The 14,310-nt window shown below is 72.8% G+C and carries 13 protein-coding genes; 4 read left to right on the forward strand and 9 right to left on the reverse strand.

Annotated features, from left to right (window positions below; genetic code table 11):
- Positions 1 to 3: 3 nt before the first annotated feature.
- Positions 4 to 441 (forward strand): MarR family winged helix-turn-helix transcriptional regulator, encoded by a 438-nt coding sequence (locus MTP13_RS01330; protein ID WP_243569275.1) that lies wholly within the window; start codon positions 4 to 6, stop codon positions 439 to 441.
- 201 nt (positions 442 to 642) lie between these two features.
- Here MTP13_RS01330 and MTP13_RS01335 read toward each other — a convergent pair whose 3' ends face one another.
- Positions 643 to 2,214, reverse strand: coding sequence for a sensor histidine kinase (locus MTP13_RS01335; protein ID WP_243569276.1), 1,572 nt, complete (start codon positions 2,212 to 2,214; stop codon positions 643 to 645).
- The gene (locus MTP13_RS01340; RefSeq protein ID WP_189085696.1) at positions 2,211 to 2,951 is read right to left on the reverse strand and encodes a response regulator transcription factor; all 741 of its coding nucleotides are present in this window, start codon (positions 2,949 to 2,951) and stop codon (positions 2,211 to 2,213) included. Before MTP13_RS01340 ends, MTP13_RS01335 begins: the two co-directional genes overlap by 4 nt.
- 160 nt (positions 2,952 to 3,111) lie before the next feature.
- On the opposite strand from MTP13_RS01340, the gene MTP13_RS01345 reads away from it, so the two are divergent.
- The 3 genes from MTP13_RS01345 to MTP13_RS01355 all read left to right on the forward strand — a co-directional run bounded on the left by MTP13_RS01345 (position 3,112) and on the right by MTP13_RS01355 (position 5,964).
- Positions 3,112 to 3,525 carry an SIP domain-containing protein gene (locus tag MTP13_RS01345; RefSeq protein WP_243569277.1) on the forward strand — a complete coding sequence of 138 codons (414 nt, stop codon included), beginning with the start codon at positions 3,112 to 3,114 and terminating at the stop codon, positions 3,523 to 3,525.
- Positions 3,526 to 3,703: 178 nt separating this feature from the next.
- Positions 3,704 to 5,215, forward strand: coding sequence for an ABC transporter permease (locus MTP13_RS01350; RefSeq protein WP_243569278.1), 1,512 nt, complete (start codon positions 3,704 to 3,706; stop codon positions 5,213 to 5,215).
- 83 nt (positions 5,216 to 5,298) lie between these two features.
- A complete protein-coding gene (locus MTP13_RS01355) occupies positions 5,299 to 5,964 on the forward strand; it encodes an ABC transporter ATP-binding protein (RefSeq protein ID WP_243569279.1) in 666 nt (221 codons plus the stop codon).
- A gap of 186 nt (positions 5,965 to 6,150) precedes the next feature.
- Here MTP13_RS01355 and MTP13_RS01360 read toward each other — a convergent pair whose 3' ends face one another.
- The 7 genes from MTP13_RS01360 to MTP13_RS01390 form a co-directional block, all read right to left on the reverse strand.
- Positions 6,151 to 7,191: a sugar phosphate isomerase/epimerase family protein gene (locus MTP13_RS01360; RefSeq protein WP_243569280.1), complete on the reverse strand. Its 1,041-nt coding sequence runs from the start codon at positions 7,189 to 7,191 to the stop codon at positions 6,151 to 6,153.
- Positions 7,188 to 8,057: a sugar phosphate isomerase/epimerase family protein gene (locus MTP13_RS01365; protein WP_243569281.1), complete on the reverse strand. Its 870-nt coding sequence runs from the start codon at positions 8,055 to 8,057 to the stop codon at positions 7,188 to 7,190. Before MTP13_RS01365 ends, MTP13_RS01360 begins: the two co-directional genes overlap by 4 nt.
- A 116-nt stretch (positions 8,058 to 8,173) precedes the next feature.
- The gene (locus MTP13_RS01370) at positions 8,174 to 9,382 is read right to left on the reverse strand and encodes a substrate-binding domain-containing protein (protein WP_243569282.1); all 1,209 of its coding nucleotides are present in this window, start codon (positions 9,380 to 9,382) and stop codon (positions 8,174 to 8,176) included.
- A complete protein-coding gene (locus MTP13_RS01375; protein WP_243569283.1) occupies positions 9,382 to 10,560 on the reverse strand; it encodes an ABC transporter permease in 1,179 nt (392 codons plus the stop codon). Before MTP13_RS01375 ends, MTP13_RS01370 begins: the two co-directional genes overlap by 1 nt.
- Positions 10,557 to 11,642, reverse strand: coding sequence for an ABC transporter permease (locus MTP13_RS01380; RefSeq protein WP_243569284.1), 1,086 nt, complete (start codon positions 11,640 to 11,642; stop codon positions 10,557 to 10,559). The genes MTP13_RS01375 and MTP13_RS01380 overlap by 4 nt, the downstream gene beginning before the upstream one ends.
- The gene (locus MTP13_RS01385) at positions 11,639 to 13,147 is read right to left on the reverse strand and encodes a sugar ABC transporter ATP-binding protein (RefSeq protein ID WP_243569285.1); all 1,509 of its coding nucleotides are present in this window, start codon (positions 13,145 to 13,147) and stop codon (positions 11,639 to 11,641) included. The genes MTP13_RS01380 and MTP13_RS01385 overlap by 4 nt, the downstream gene beginning before the upstream one ends.
- On the reverse strand, positions 13,144 to 14,250 hold the full coding sequence (locus MTP13_RS01390) for a Gfo/Idh/MocA family protein (RefSeq protein ID WP_243569286.1): 1,107 nt from the start codon (positions 14,248 to 14,250) through the stop codon (positions 13,144 to 13,146). Before MTP13_RS01390 ends, MTP13_RS01385 begins: the two co-directional genes overlap by 4 nt.
- Between the last annotated feature and the right edge of the window lie 60 nt (positions 14,251 to 14,310).

Raw genomic sequence — 14,310 nt, forward strand, 5'->3', positions numbered from 1 at the left:
GCCATGACCGAGTCCTCCGTCGACGAGGCGATCGCGCGCGTGGAAGACCAGCTCTCCGTCGTGTTCGGTCGCGCCCGCACCGTGTGGAAGGAAGCGGCGCAGCAGATCCACCCCGAGCTGAACCCGGCCGGCTACAAGCTGCTGTCCACCGTCGTGCGACTCGGTTCCACGAACGCGCACGTGCTCGCGGAGCTGTTCGACATGGACAAGAGCGTCGTCAGTCGCCAGCTGCGCATGCTCGAGGAGGTCGGCCTCGTCGAGAGCCGCCCCGACGAGCGGGACGGGCGGGTGCGCGTGCTCGTGCCGACGCCTGTGGCGCTCGAGCGGGTGACCTCGGTGCGGGCGCGCAACCAGTCGCGGCTGCACGCCGCGCTGCGCGAGCGCACGCCCGAGGAGCTGCTGCTCTTCGCCGAGATGCTCGGCGTCATCGCCGAGGCGTAGGCCCGGTCGGATCTCGCTTCGAACGGCCCGTCCCCCTTCGGGGGCGGGCCGTTCGGCGTTTCGTCTGGGCGAGCCGTTCGGCGTTGCCGCGCGACACAACTCAGGAAGAATCGGATCGGCATCCGCGTCATCCGTGGGTTCGCCGGATGCCTCGCCGCGCATAACTGCCAGATGTTCCTGAGTTGTGTGAGGAGTGAGGGGTCAGGGGGCGGGGGCGGGGGCGAGGGCGAGGGGGAGTTCGACGGTGAAGACGGTGCGGCCGGGCTCGGACTCGACCGACACCGTGCCGTGCTGCGCCTCGACGACGGCCCGCACGATCGCGAGGCCGAGGCCGGTCGAGCCGGCGCGACGGGAGCGCGAGGCGTCCCCCCGCGCGAAGCGCTCGAACATCGTGTCGCGCACCTCCTCGTCGATGCCGGGGCCGTCGTCGGCGACCTCGACGCGGACGACGCCCGGATCCTCGCCGTCACCGGGCTCGGGGTCGACCGTCACGTGCACCGCGGTGCCGGCCGGGGTGTGCAGCCGCGCGTTGGCGAGCAGGTTCGCGAGCACCTGACGGAGCCGGGCGTCGTCGCCGGACACCTCGACGGGCCCCTCGGGCAGCTCGACCGACCACTCGTGGTCCGGGCCCGCGACCTGGGCGTCGCCGACGGCGTCCACGACGATGGTGCGCAGATCGAGCCGGCTGTGCACGAGCTCGCGGCCCTCGTCGAGGCGGGCGAGCAGCAGCAGGTCCTCGACGAGCTCGGTCATCCGCAACGACTCGGACTCGATGCGGGAGATCGCGTGCGTGACGTCCTCGGGCAGCGTGCCGCCGTGCAGCCGGGTGAGCTCCGCGTAGCCGCGGATGGAGGCGAGCGGGGTGCGCAGCTCGTGCGAGGCATCCGCCACGAAGCGTCGCACCTTGCGCTCGGACTGCTCGCGCGCCGAGAGCGAGCTCGAGACGTGCCCGAGCATCCGGTTGAACGCGGTGCCGAGCCGCCCGACCTCGGTGCGCGGATCGTCGACGGGCACGCGCTCGTCGAGGTCGACGTCGCCGCGGTCGAGCGGGCGCTCGGACACGGCGAGCGCGGTGTCGGTCATGCGCGCGAGGGGCACGAGGGCCCGGCGCACGATGAGCGTGCCGAAGGCGATCGCGAAGAAGAGGCCGGCGAGGGCCACGAGGGCGATCGTGAGGGCGAGCTGCCCGGTGGCGCGGTTCACGCCGGCGAGCGGCAGCGCCACCACGACGTTCAACTGCGGGAGCACGGGCGTGGCCATCGCGCGGTACTCGCCGAGCCGGCCGCCGAAGGAGACGGTGTGCGCCCGGCCGTCGGCGGCCACGTCGCCGAGCTCGGCGACCGCCCCGCTCTGGAAGGTCAGCACCTGCCCCCCGTCGGCGATGTAGCGGGCGCCGTCGACGGAGCCGTCGTCGTTCACGAACGCCGCGATCGTGCCCGCCGACTGGCCTGGCACGTCGAGCGCGAGGCCGACGTCGCCGCCCGGGGTGGGGACGGCGGCGATGCCCGTCGCGGCGCGTTGCAGCGAGGTGCGCAGGTCGTCGTCGACGCTCTGCACCGAGGAACCGTGGAAGACGGTGACGCTGACGACGCCGACCACGACGCTGACCGCGGCGAGGAGGGCCGCCATCGCGACGACGAGGCGGCGCTCCAGGGTCCAGCGACGGCGGGCGGATGCCTCGGCGCCGGCGTGCGCCTCGGCATCCGCGCCGTCGCCGCGCTCGGCCCGCGCCCGCGCCTCCGCCGCGTAACCCGGGTCCCCCGGCCGCGTCACTCCGCGGCCTTCAGCAGGTAGCCCGCGCCGCGGACCGTGTGGATCATGGGCGTGCGGCCGGCGTCGATTTTCTTGCGCAGGTAGGAGATGTAGAGCTCGACGACGGACTCCTTGCCGCCGAAGTCGTACGACCAGACGCGGTCGAGGATCTGCGCCTTCGAGAGCACCCGGCGGGGGTTCCGCATGAGGTAGCGGAGCAGCTCGAACTCGGTCGCGGTGAGCTCGATCAGCTCGCCGTCGCGGTGCACCTCGTAGGAGTCCTCGTCGAGGGTGAGGTCGCCGACGCGGAGCACCGGGTCCTTCGCCTGGGCGAGGGTGAGCGTCGAGCGGCGGATGAGGCCGCGGAGGCGCGCGACGACCTCTTCGAGACTGAACGGCTTCGTGACGTAGTCGTCGCCGCCGGCGGTGAGCCCGGCGATGCGGTCGTCGAGCGCGTCCTTCGCGGTGAGGAAGAGCACGGGGGTCTCGGCGCCGTCGGCGCGCACCCGCTGCAGCACCTCGAGGCCGTCGATGTCGGGCAGCATGATGTCGAGCACGATCGCATCGGGGCGGAACTCCCGGGCGACCTTCACGGCGGTGAGCCCGTCGCCCGCGGTGCGCACGTCCCAGCCCTCGTACTTCAGCGCCATCTTCAGCAGCTCGGTGAGCGAGTGCTCGTCGTCGACGACGAGGACGCGCACCATCGAACCGTCGGGCTTCGCGATCTGCGGGGCGCGGGCGGGTGCGGGGGTGCTCATGCTTCCAAGTATCCGCGCCGGGCTATGCGTTGGCTATGACCCGGCTGTGCGCTTCCCTGGTCCCCTGAGCCCGTCGAAGGGAATGCCCGCTTCGACAGGCTCAGCGAACCATCCACCAGCGCGCCCTTGCGGCTTAGGTAGGCAAACCTAAGCTACCTTCATGCTCTGCTTCCTCCCGAACCGCCGGCCGGACCTCGTCGACGACGGGGCGCCGCCCCGCCGCCACCTGCTGATCGCCGCGGGCGCCGCCGACGTGCTCGAGGTGAGCCGGGTGCTCGCCGTCGCGCCGATCGACGTGCGCGGATTCGTGGCCCTCGAAGCCGACGGGCCGATCCCGGCCCAGCCGATGACGGCCCCAGAGGGGGTCGCCGTCCGCTGGTTCCGCCGGAGGGGCGCCGCGGGCGCGGCGTGCGTCCGCGCCGCCGACGCCTGGCTCGACGAGTGGATGCGGGCCGACGAGGATCCCCGGGCGGAGTACGCGATCTGGATCGGCTGCGAGGGCAGCGACCTCGTCGGCGGCTTCGTGCACGCCATCGGGCTCGAGCTCGCCGCGAACCGCGCCGGCGAGGCCTGAGCGCCGCTGGTGCGCTGAGCCCGTCGAAGCGTGCGGCGTTCCCTTCGACGGGCTCGGGGAACCGGGGAACCAGGGAACCAGGGAACCAGGGAACCAGGGCGAACCCATAGCCGCGCCAAAGCGCCGCCACAGCGCTCCTCTCTAGCGTCGCGTCGACCCCACCGACGAGAGGACCCCCATGTTCTTCACCTTCCTCCGGCGCGAGCTCGCCGGCAGACGGAGGCAGACCGCGATCGTCGCGATCGGGATGGCGCTCGCCATCGCGCTCGTGATGATCGTGAACGCCGTCTCCACCGGGATGCGCGACGCCCAGGCCGAGGTGCTGCAGTCCGTCTACGGCGTCGGCACCGACCTCACCGTCACCGCGACCCCCGCCGCACCCGGCGACGGCGGCGCCGACGGCGGCCCGCAGCGCTTCGAGTTCGACGCCGGCGACGGGCAGACCGCCGACGGCTCGACCGCGCTCAGTCAGTCCCGACTCGCCGCCGGGCCCGGCTCGCAGACCTTCGACGCCGCCGCGCTCGACACGGTGCAGGGCCTCGACGGGGTCGAAGCCGCCGCCGCGACGCTCTCCCTCGAGAACGTGACCTTCTCCGGCGAGCTGCCCGCGATGAGCCAGGACCAGGGCGGCACCGACGTGCAGACGGCGCCCGGCGGAGACGGCGCCCCGCCGCAGGGCGGCTTCGACGGCGCCGGCGGCAGCGCCTTCGACGTCGACCGGGTGACGGTGCTCGGCATCGACCCGGCGGGCGCCGCCGTGGGACCGCTGTCCGCGGCGGCCGTGGACGAGGGGCGCGGGCTCGAGGCATCCGACGCCGGCCGGGCGGTCGCCGTGCTCGACGCGAGCTACGCGGCGAGCGCCGGCCTCGCCGTCGGCGACGCGATCGAGCTCGGCGGGACCGACTTCGAGATCGTCGGCACGGTCGTGTCGACCTCCGCGGACGCGACGACCGCGTCGAACGCCTACGTGCCGCTCGACCTCGCGCAGTCGCTCTCCGGCCAGGAGGGCAAGGTGAGCGACGTGTACGTGCAGGCCGCCTCGGCCGACCGGATCGACGCCGTGCAGTCCGCCATCGAGGAGGCGCTGCCCGACACGACCGTGTCGACGCAGTCTGACCTCGCCGCGCAGGTGTCCGGCTCGCTCGGCAGCGCCTCCGCGCTCATCTCGAACCTGGGGCTCTGGGTCTCGATCGCGGTGCTCGCGGCGGCGTTCCTCACGGCCGTCCTGTTCACGATCCAGGGCGTCACCCGCCGCACCCGCGAGTTCGGCACGCTCAAGGCGATCGGCTGGCGGAACCGCCGGATCGTCGGCCAGGTCGCCGGTGAATCCCTCGTGCAGGGGCTCATCGGCGGCGCGGCCGGCCTCGTCGTGGGCCTCGCCGGCATCTGGGTGGTGAACCTGCTCGGGCTGACGCTCGGCGGGAGTGCCGGCGGCGGGTTCACGGCCGGCGGACCGGGCGCGATGCCGGGAGCGGATGCCTCGGCCGGCGCCCCTGCCGGCGGGGCGACCGGGCCGTTCAGCGCCGCGAGCCAGACCGCGACGGACGTCGTGCTGAGCGCCCCGGTCACCGTGGGCGTCATCGCGGTCGCGATCGGTCTCGCCGTGCTCGGCGGACTGCTCGCCGGCGCCGTCGGCGGGTGGCGCGCCGCCCGGCTGCGGCCGGCGGAAGCCCTGCGGAGCGTCGGATGAGCGCCGCCGCATCCGCCCGTCCCCTGACCACCGCCGTCCCGTCGAACGAGCCCAACGCCGATCCCCCGCAGAGGAGCACCGCCATGTACCGACTCGAGCACGTCACCAAGGAGTACCGGGGCAAGCGCACCGTCACCGCGCTGAAGGACGTGACGCTCGAGATCCCCGCCGGGCAGCACGTCGCGATCCAGGGCCCCACGGGCGGCGGCAAGTCGACGCTGCTGCAGATGCTCGGCGCCCTCGACCGGCCGACGAGCGGGCGGGTCGTGCTCGGCGAGGCCGAGCTGTCGCACCTGCCGGACGCGAAGCTCGCCGGGGTGCGCGCGGCGCAGCTCGGCTTCGTGTTCCAGGGCTTCAACCTGATCCCGACCCTCAGCGCGCAGGAGAACGTCGAGGCGGCCCTCGCGCCGCTCGGCGTCGCCGCGGCCGAGCGCACCCGGCGAGCCGGCGAGGCACTGGCCGCCGTCGGCCTCGCGGACCGTGCCGGGCACGTGCCGGGCGAGCTGTCCGGCGGGCAGCAGCAGCGCGTCGCGATCGCCCGCGCGCTCGTGAAGGAGCCGGAGGTGCTGCTCGCGGACGAGCCGACGGGCGCGCTCGACGAGGGCACGCGGGACGAGATCCTGGAGCTGCTCGAGGGGATCCGCCGGGATCGCGGGCTCACCCTCGTCGTCGTGACGCACGACTCGGCCGTGGCACGGCGCGCCGAGCGACGGCTGCACCTCATGGACGGGGTGGTCACCGAGCGCTGAACCCGCCCGCCCCCTCCCCCGCCTCACACAACTCAGGAACATCTGGCAGTTATGCGTGGCGAGCCGATGGCCGATCCCCGAGTTCGCGGGGATCGGCCAGCGGGGGTTCCTGAGTTGTCGAAGGGGGGCGGTCGGGAGCTCCCCTCGGCACGCTCAGGGAGCCGGGCACGCTCAGGGGGCCAGGGGCTACTGGTTCGAGAACACCGCGTCGAAGGCGGCGGTCGGCCGCGGGAAGAGCTGCTTGCGGACGAACTCGAGCGCTTCCGGAGCGCCGTGCAGGCGGTCCATCCCGGCGTCCTCCCACTCGATCGAGATCGGCCCGGTGTAGCCGATCCGGTCGAGGGCGCGGAACGCGTCCTCCCAGGGCACGTCGCCGCGCCCCGTCGAGACGAAGTCCCAGCCGCGCCGCGGGTCGCCCCACGCGAGGTGCGAGCCGAGGATGCCGGCGCGGCCGGTGGGCGGGCGCAGGCGCGTGTCCTTGCAGTCGACGTGGTAGATGCGGTCGGCGAAGTCGACGATGAAACCGATCGGGTCGATCCCCTGCCACATCATGTGCGAGGGGTCCCAGTTGAAGCCGAAGGCCTCCCGGCGTCCGATCGCCTCGAGCGTGCGCACGCTCGACCAGTAGTCGTAGGCGATCTCGGAGGGGTGCACCTCGTGCGCGAAGCGCACACCCTCGGCATCGAACACGTCGAGGATCGGGTTCCAACGGGTCGCGAAGTCCTCGTAGCCCGCGTCGATCACCGACTCCGGCACCGGCGGGAACATCGCCACGTACGGCCAGATCGAGGAGCCCGTGAAGCCCACGACCGTGTCGACGCCGAGGCGCCGGGCGACCCGGGCGGCCCGCTTCATGTCCTCGGCGGCGCGCTGCCTGACGCCCTCGGCGTCGCCGTCGCCCCACGTGTACCGGCGCACGATCGCCTCGTGCCGGAAGTCGATCGGGTCGTCGCAGACGGCCTGGCCGGTGAGGTGGTTCGAGATGGCGTGCACCTCGAGCCCGTGCCGCTTCAGGAGCTCCACTCGCTCGGCGAGGTACCCGGGCTCCTCTTCGGCGAGCTTCAGGTCGAGGTGGTCGCCGGAGCAGGCGAGCTCGAGCCCGTCGTAGCCCCAGCCGGCGGCGAGCCCGGCGACCTCCTCGAGCGGGAGGTCGGCCCACTGGCCGGTGAAGAGGGTGACGGGGTGGCCCCCGTTCGCGCCAGTCGAGGATGCGGTCGTGTCGGTCATGCCCCTGCCCTTTCGTCCTGCAGTGCCTGGAGATAGCGGATGCTGCGCGCGGCGAGCTCGTCCTGCGTGGCCGCGAGCGGGCGCCAGACGGAGGCGGCGACCGCGATCGTCGCGTTCTCGCCGGTGAAGCTCTCGAGCCCGAGCGGGCCGGCGTAGCCGGCGTCGTCGAGCGCGTCGAGGAAGGCCGGCCAGTCGAGGTGGTCGTCGCCGACGGGGCCGCGGTCGTTGCCGCAGACCTGTACGTGGGCGAGGTGCTCGCCCGCGGCGCGGATGGCGTCGCCGATCGAGCGCTCCTCGATGTTCAGGTGGTAGCTGTCGAGCGCGAGGCCGAGGCCCGGCCCGAGCAGCGGGCCGAGGGCGTCGAGCGCCTGCTCGACGGTGTTCACGAGGCTCGTCTCGTAGCGGTTCAGCGGCTCCACGGCGAGGCGGATGCCGCGGGACTCGGCCTGGCGCACGATGGGAGCGAGGTTGCGGCGGAGTTCCTCGATCCGCTCGCGGCGCTCCGCGGCATCCATCCGCCATGCCCGTCCGGTCGCCGAGGTGAACGGGCCGGCGACGACCTGCGCCCCCAGCCGTTCGGCGACGCCGAGGCAGTGCACGAGGTAGTTCTGCGTCGCGACGATCTCGGAGCCGGGCGCCGCGAGGAGGTTGCGGCCGGGCCCCATGGCGCCGACCACGATCGGGGCGAGCCCGTGCCCGGCCAGCACCTCGGCGGCCCGCTCGGGCGCCCAGTCCCCCGGCTGCTCGACGGGCAGTTCGATCGCGCCGAAGCCGAGGCCGGCCGCCTTCGCGGCGAGCTCCGGCAGGTTCTCGTCGGTGAGGGGCGACGCCCACACCCAGGTGTTCACGCCGATGATGCGGCGCATGCGGCCTCCTCGCAGCGCCTCGCCCTCGCTGGCGCCCGTGTCGATGGTGAGCGTATCGGGACCGCGGCGCGTGCCGCGGCCCCGATACGCGATCGGCGTGTTCCCCCAGCGCCGGCTTACGGGATGACGCGGTCCTCCCAGACCTGCGGGTAGCCGGGCAGGTCCTCGCCGCCGAACTTGGCGTAGTGCCCGTCGGGCATGCCCTCGTTCAGCGCGAGGTACTGGTCGACCTCCTCGGCCGTGATCGGGGACTGCGGCAGCACCCACTCGACCGGTACCTGCTCGCCCGCGAAGATCTTCTGCGCGGCCAGCAGCGGCGTGCGCCACTGGAAGTTGGAGTACACGGGGGCGAGCCCGGTGAGGCCCGTCTCCTTCCACTTGCGGAGGAAGCTCATCTCGTCCTCGCCGGTCATCACGGGGTAGTCCGCGCCGGCGTCCTCGAAGGCCTCGATCGCGGCGACGGCGCCGTCGCCGGCATCCATCCAGATGCCCTTGACGTCACCCTTGGCGAGCTCGTCCGAGATGATCTTCTTGATCTCGGCCGGGTCGGCCCCGGTGAAGTAGTCGACCGCCTCGATGCCGGCCTCGTCGAACAGCTTCTCGGCCGCGGCCCAGCGCTGCTCGAGCACGTCGACGCCCGGCAGGATGCGGAGCGCGACGACCTTGTCGCCCTTCTCGAGGTTGTCGATCAGGAACTCGGCCGTGTCGATGCCCCAGGCGAAGCCGCCGATCGGGTGGATGAACGTCACCGGGCAGTCGGTCTGCACGCCGCGGTCGAAGACCACGACGGGCTTGCCGGTGTCGCAGGCGCGCTCGACCGCGGGCGTCATCGCCGCCGTCGAGTTCGGCGAGATCAGGAAGATGTCGCAGTTGCCCTCGTCGATGAAGTAGTCGATGTCGGCGATCTGGGTGTCGTCGGAGTCCTGCGCGTCGCGGGTCTCCATCTCGCTGATGACGCCCGCGTCCTGCAGCACCTTGAGCTGCTGGTTCATGGTGATCCAGCCGGTCTGGCGCCACGGGTTCGAGATCGAGGCGTTCGCGAAGCAGGCCTTCTTCGGCCCGGTGCTCGCGAACTGCGCGGTGTCGACGAGCTCCGCGTTGATGGTCTGCAGCCAGGGCTGCCCGTCGGGGCCCTCGGGCACGACGGTGCGCTCGGCGTTCTGCTTGTCGAAGAGGGCCTGGTCGAACCACTCGACCGATGCCTCCTCGCTGGACTCGGGCGCCTCGCTCGAGTCGGTCACGCTCGGATCGGTCGTGCAACCGGCGAGCGTCATCAGCGCCACGGCGCCGACCATGGCGGATGCCACGGTGAACCTGCGTCGCATCACGAACCTCCCTTGGTTTCGTTGTCTGCCCTCTGCGTCGAGGGAATGGGTGCAGGGGTGGCGGGCGTCTCCGGGGAGTCGTCCGTCTTCGCTCCGGATGCGGGCGAAGTCTCTGGGGCCGCCGCGGGCGGCGGGGCGCCCGGCGGCGGCACGACCGGGGCCTCGAGGGCTCGGCCGCGGCGCCTGGCGCGGAAGGTCGTCGCCGAGTAGGCGACGGCGAGGATGATGATCGCGCCCTGCACCGCGTCGCGGTACGTCGAGGGCACGCCGGCGAAGTTCAGCAGCGTGAAGAGCGCTTCGAGGGCGAAGGCGCCCGCCGCGGCGGCGACGACCCAGCCGCGCCCGCCGCCGAGCACGACGCCGCCGAGCACCACCGCGGTGATCGCCGTGAACTCGTAGCCGCGACCGACGGAGGGGTGCACGCCGGCGTAGCCGACGAGGAGCACGCCCGCGACCGTCGCCGAGAGCGAGGAGATCATGAACGTCGAGGTCTTCACCCACCAGCTGCGGGTGCCGGAGAAGCGCGCGGTCGTCGGGTTGTCGCCGAGCGCGATGATGGTGCGGCCGAAGGGGCGCCGGGCGAACCAGACGGCGAGCGCGAGCACCACGACCAGGATGACGACCGACCACGGCAGGATGTCGATGACGGGGATGCCGCGGATGCCGCCACGGCCGATCTCGCGGAAGCCGTCGGCGGGGTTGCCGGTCGCCGCGCCGCCGGTCCAGTAGAGGACTGCGCCGAGCAGGGCGAGCATCATGCCGAGGGTGACGATGAAGCTCGGCACCTTCAGGAACGAGACGATGAGCCCGTTCACGAGGCCGATGACCGCGCCGAAGCCGAGCATGAGGGCGAGCACCGGCAGCGCCTTCGACTCGTCCTGGCCGATGAGGTTGCCGGCGATCACCACCTGGGCGGTGACGACCGAGCCCATCGAGAGGTCGAACTCGCCGCCGACGATGACGAAGTACTGGCCGATCGCGACGATCGCGACGGGGGCGACCCGCTGGATGAAGCGGATGAACTGGCTCGGCTCGGCGAAGGAGGGGTTCAGCACCGCGATCGCGACGAGGAGCAGCACGAGCAGCAGGAAGACGGCGCCGCGGGGGCTGATCAGGGTGCGGGCGAGGCCCGCGAGGCGCTGCCCGGCGCTCGGGCGGAGCTCGGTGGCGGCGGTCATCGGACTCCTCCTTCCGCGGAGGCGGGCTCGGCGGACGCGGCGGGCTCGGCGGTCGCCGGGCTCGGGGCCGGCGGCGGTGCACCGCCTCCGTCGAATCGCGGCCGGCGGCGCTCGACCGAGCGGCTGGCGTAGACCGCGACGGCGGCGACGATGACGATGCCGCGCACGACGTCCTTCAGGAAGGGGTTCACCTGCATGACGCTCATCACGTTGTCGACGACGGCGAAGATCGCGACGCCGCCGATGGTGCCCCACACGGAGCCGCGGCCGCCGAGCAGCAGGGTGCCGCCGAGCACGACCGCCGCGATCGAGAGCAGGTCGTACCCGCCCTGCGCGCCGAACGTCGGGTTGCCGACGCCCGAGCGGCTGGCGAGCAGCAGGCCGGCGAGGGCCGCGCTCATCGAGCACAGCACGTGGGCGACGATCACCGGTCGGGCGGTGCGGATGCCGGAGAGCCGGGCGACCTGCTCGTTGCCGCCGACGGCGTAGATGTGGTGGCCGGTGCGGGTGCGGCTGAGGAACAGCCACACGAGCACGGCGACGGCGAGCATCAGGATGGTCGACACCGGCACGGGGCCGAGCCCGGTCGCGCCGATGAGCCGGAACTCCATCGGCACGTCGCCGCTCGTGCCCTTGTAGTTCGAGTCGAGGAAGCCCTTGATGATGAGCCCGGTGCCGAGGGTGGCGATGAAGCCGTTCACCTTCAGCTTCGTCACGATGAGCCCGTTCGCGAGGCCGATGAGCCCGGCGACACCGAGCGAGGCGGCGAGTGCGAGCGGGATGTTCGCCGGGTTGCCGGCCATCAGATCGGCGGCGATCAGGCTCGACAGGCTGATCACGTAGAGCACGGAGAGGTCGAGCGAGGCGCAGAGCACGACGAGCGTCTGCCCGATCGCGACGAAGCCGAGCACGCTCATGCCGGTGAGGATGTCGCGGATGTTGCCGGGGCTGAAGAAGTTCCGGCCGACGGTGGCGACGAGCACCGCGCCGATCGCGATCACCACGACGAGCGCGATGCCGACGACGAGCGAGGAGTCGAGGCGGCCGCGCCGGCGGCGGGCGGTGGGGGTCGCGGTGCTCATGCCGCCCCTCCCCCGAGCTCGATGGCGGCGAGAGTGCCGGTGGCGGCGGCGAGGATGGTGGCCTCGTCGCTGCGCGCCGGCAGTTCGGCGGAGGCGCGCCCGTCGTGCATCACGATGATGCGGTCGGACATGCCGATCACCTCTGGCAGCTCGGAGGAGATCATGAGGATGGCGACTCCTTCTCGGGTGAGCCGGCGCATGAGCCGGTAGACGGCGACCTTGGCGCCGACGTCGATGCCGCGGGTCGGCTCGTCCATGAGCACGACGCGGGGCTCGGTGGCGAGCCATTTGGCGAGCACGACCTTCTGCTGGTTGCCGCCGGAGAGGTACTGCACCTCCTGCTCGACGCCGCGGGAGGCGACCTCGAGGCTGGAGAGCACGCCGGGCAGCTCCCGCCGCACCGCGGCGGTGCGCCGCGAGAACACGGAGCGGATGACGAGCAGCGCGTTGTCGAGCACGGACTGGTTCAGGGCGAGGCCCTGGGCCTTGCGGTCCTCGGTGACGAGGGCGAGGCCCTCGCGGACGGCCTGGCGGGCGCCGGTGACGCGGATGGCCCGGCCGTCGAGCTCCATGGTGCCGCGGGTGAACGGGGCGATGCCGAAGACGGCCTCGGCGAGCTCGGTGCGGCCGGAACCCTGCAGTCCGGCGACGCCGACGATCTCGCCGGCGCGCAGCTCGAGCTCGATGCCGTCGACGTAGCCGTTGCCCGCGCCGCGCAGCACGAGCCGGGGTTCGCCGAGCTCGGTGCCGGGTTCCGCCTCGGGGAAGTAGGTCTCGATGGGGCGGCCGACCATGCGGCGCACGAGCTCGTCGGTGTCGAGCTCGGCGGCCGGGCCGGTGGAGACGAGCGCCCCGTCCTTCAGCACCGTGATCGTGTCGCAGAGGTCGAAGATCTCCTTCAGCCGGTGCGAGACGTAGAGGATGGCGACGCCCCTGGCCTTCAGCCGGGCGACGATCGCGTAGAGCAGCTCCACCTCGTGGTCGGCGAGCGCGGCGGTCGGCTCGTCCATCTGGATCACGCGGGCGTCGACGGAGAGCGCCTTCACGATCTCGACGATCTGCTGCTCGGCGACGCTCAGGCGCCGCACCGGGGCATCCGCGTCGATGAAGTCGATGCCGAGCTCGGCGAGCAGCTGCTCGGTCTGCCGGACCATCCGCCGTCGGTCGACGAGGCCGAAGCGGCGCGGTTCGCGACCGACGAAGACGTTCTCGGCGACGGTGCGCTCGGGCAGCAGGTTGAACTCCTGGAACACGGTGGCGAGGCCGGCCTCGGCCGCCTGCACCGGGTGCTGGAAGTCGACCTCCGCGCCGGCGATGCGCACGGTGCCGCCGTCGCGCTGGTAGACGCCGGCGAGGATCTTCATGAACGTCGACTTGCCGGCGCCGTTCTCGCCGATGAGCCCGTGCACCTCGCCCGGGTGCAGGGTGAGCCCGACGCCGCGGAGCACCTGCACGCCGAAGAAGGACTTCTCGAGGCCCTCGGCCACCAGGATCGGCTCGCTCATGCCGCCACCTCCGCCCAGTCGCCGCTGCGGGCCGAGGCGAGCACGGCCTCGGTCACCCGCGCGGAGCGCAGCCCGTCGGCGAAGTCGGGCAGTCCGTCGGGCCGGGCGCCGCCGATGGCCGCGTACGCGTCGGCGACGAAGGCGTTGAACGCGTCCTGATAGCCCATCGGATGGCCCGCCGGCACGAGCGACAAGCGGGCCGCCTCGCTCGAGAGCCGGGCGGGGTCGCGGTCGACGAGCCGGGAGCCGTCGACCCGGCCGAGCCAGAGCCGTTCGGGGCGCTCCTGCTCGAAGCGCACCGTCTCGCGGGCGCCGGAGAGCTCGATGACGAGCGCGTTCTTGCGCCCCGGGGCGACCTGCGAGATGAGCAGGGTGCCGATCGCCCCGCCGGCGAGCTCGACGACGACGGCGACGAGGTCCTCGGTGGCGATCGCGTTGCGGCCGGCGCGGTTCGGGTACACGGTGCGGGTGCGGGCGTTCAGGCGCAGGATGCGCTCGCCGGCGACGAACTCGAGCAGGTCGACGAGGTGCGAGCCGATGTCGGCGAACGCCCGCGACGGCCCGCCGAGCGCGGGGTCGACCCGCCAGTCGTCGGCCTGCGGGTCGGCGAGCCAGTCCTGCAGGTAGGCGCCGTGCACGCTGAGGAGCGGGCCGGCGTCGCCCGTCGCGATCCGCGCCCTGGCCTCGCGGGCCATGGGGTGGAAACGGTAGATGAAGGGGACCGCGGCGACGAGTCCGCGCTCGGCCGCGAGCCCGGCGAGCTCGGCGGCGTCGGCGGCGTTCGTGGCGAGCGGCTTCTCGCAGATGACGTGCTTGCCCGCGAGGAGCGCGGCCCTGGCGTAGTCGGCGTGCGTCGTGTTCGGCGTGCAGACGTGGATGACGTCGATCCCCGGGTCGGCGAGCAGCTCCTCGGCCGAGTCGTAGGCGGCGGCGATGCCGAGCCGCTCGGCGGCCTCGGCCGCCCGTCCTGCCGAGGAGGAGGCGGAGCCGGCGAGCGCCCCGCTCGCGGCGCGCGCCGCCCGCGAGTGCACCGCCGCCATGAAGCCGCCGCCGATGATGCCGGCGTGGACCGCACGGGCTGGAGCGCTGACGTCCGTTGTCATGCTGCACATCGTGACACGGTTCGCCGACTTTTGCTAGTCAGAAATCAAAAGTTGAATTGT

The sequence above is a fragment of the Agromyces soli genome (genome assembly GCF_022811605.1).
GTDB lineage: Bacteria > Actinomycetota > Actinomycetes > Actinomycetales > Microbacteriaceae > Agromyces > Agromyces soli.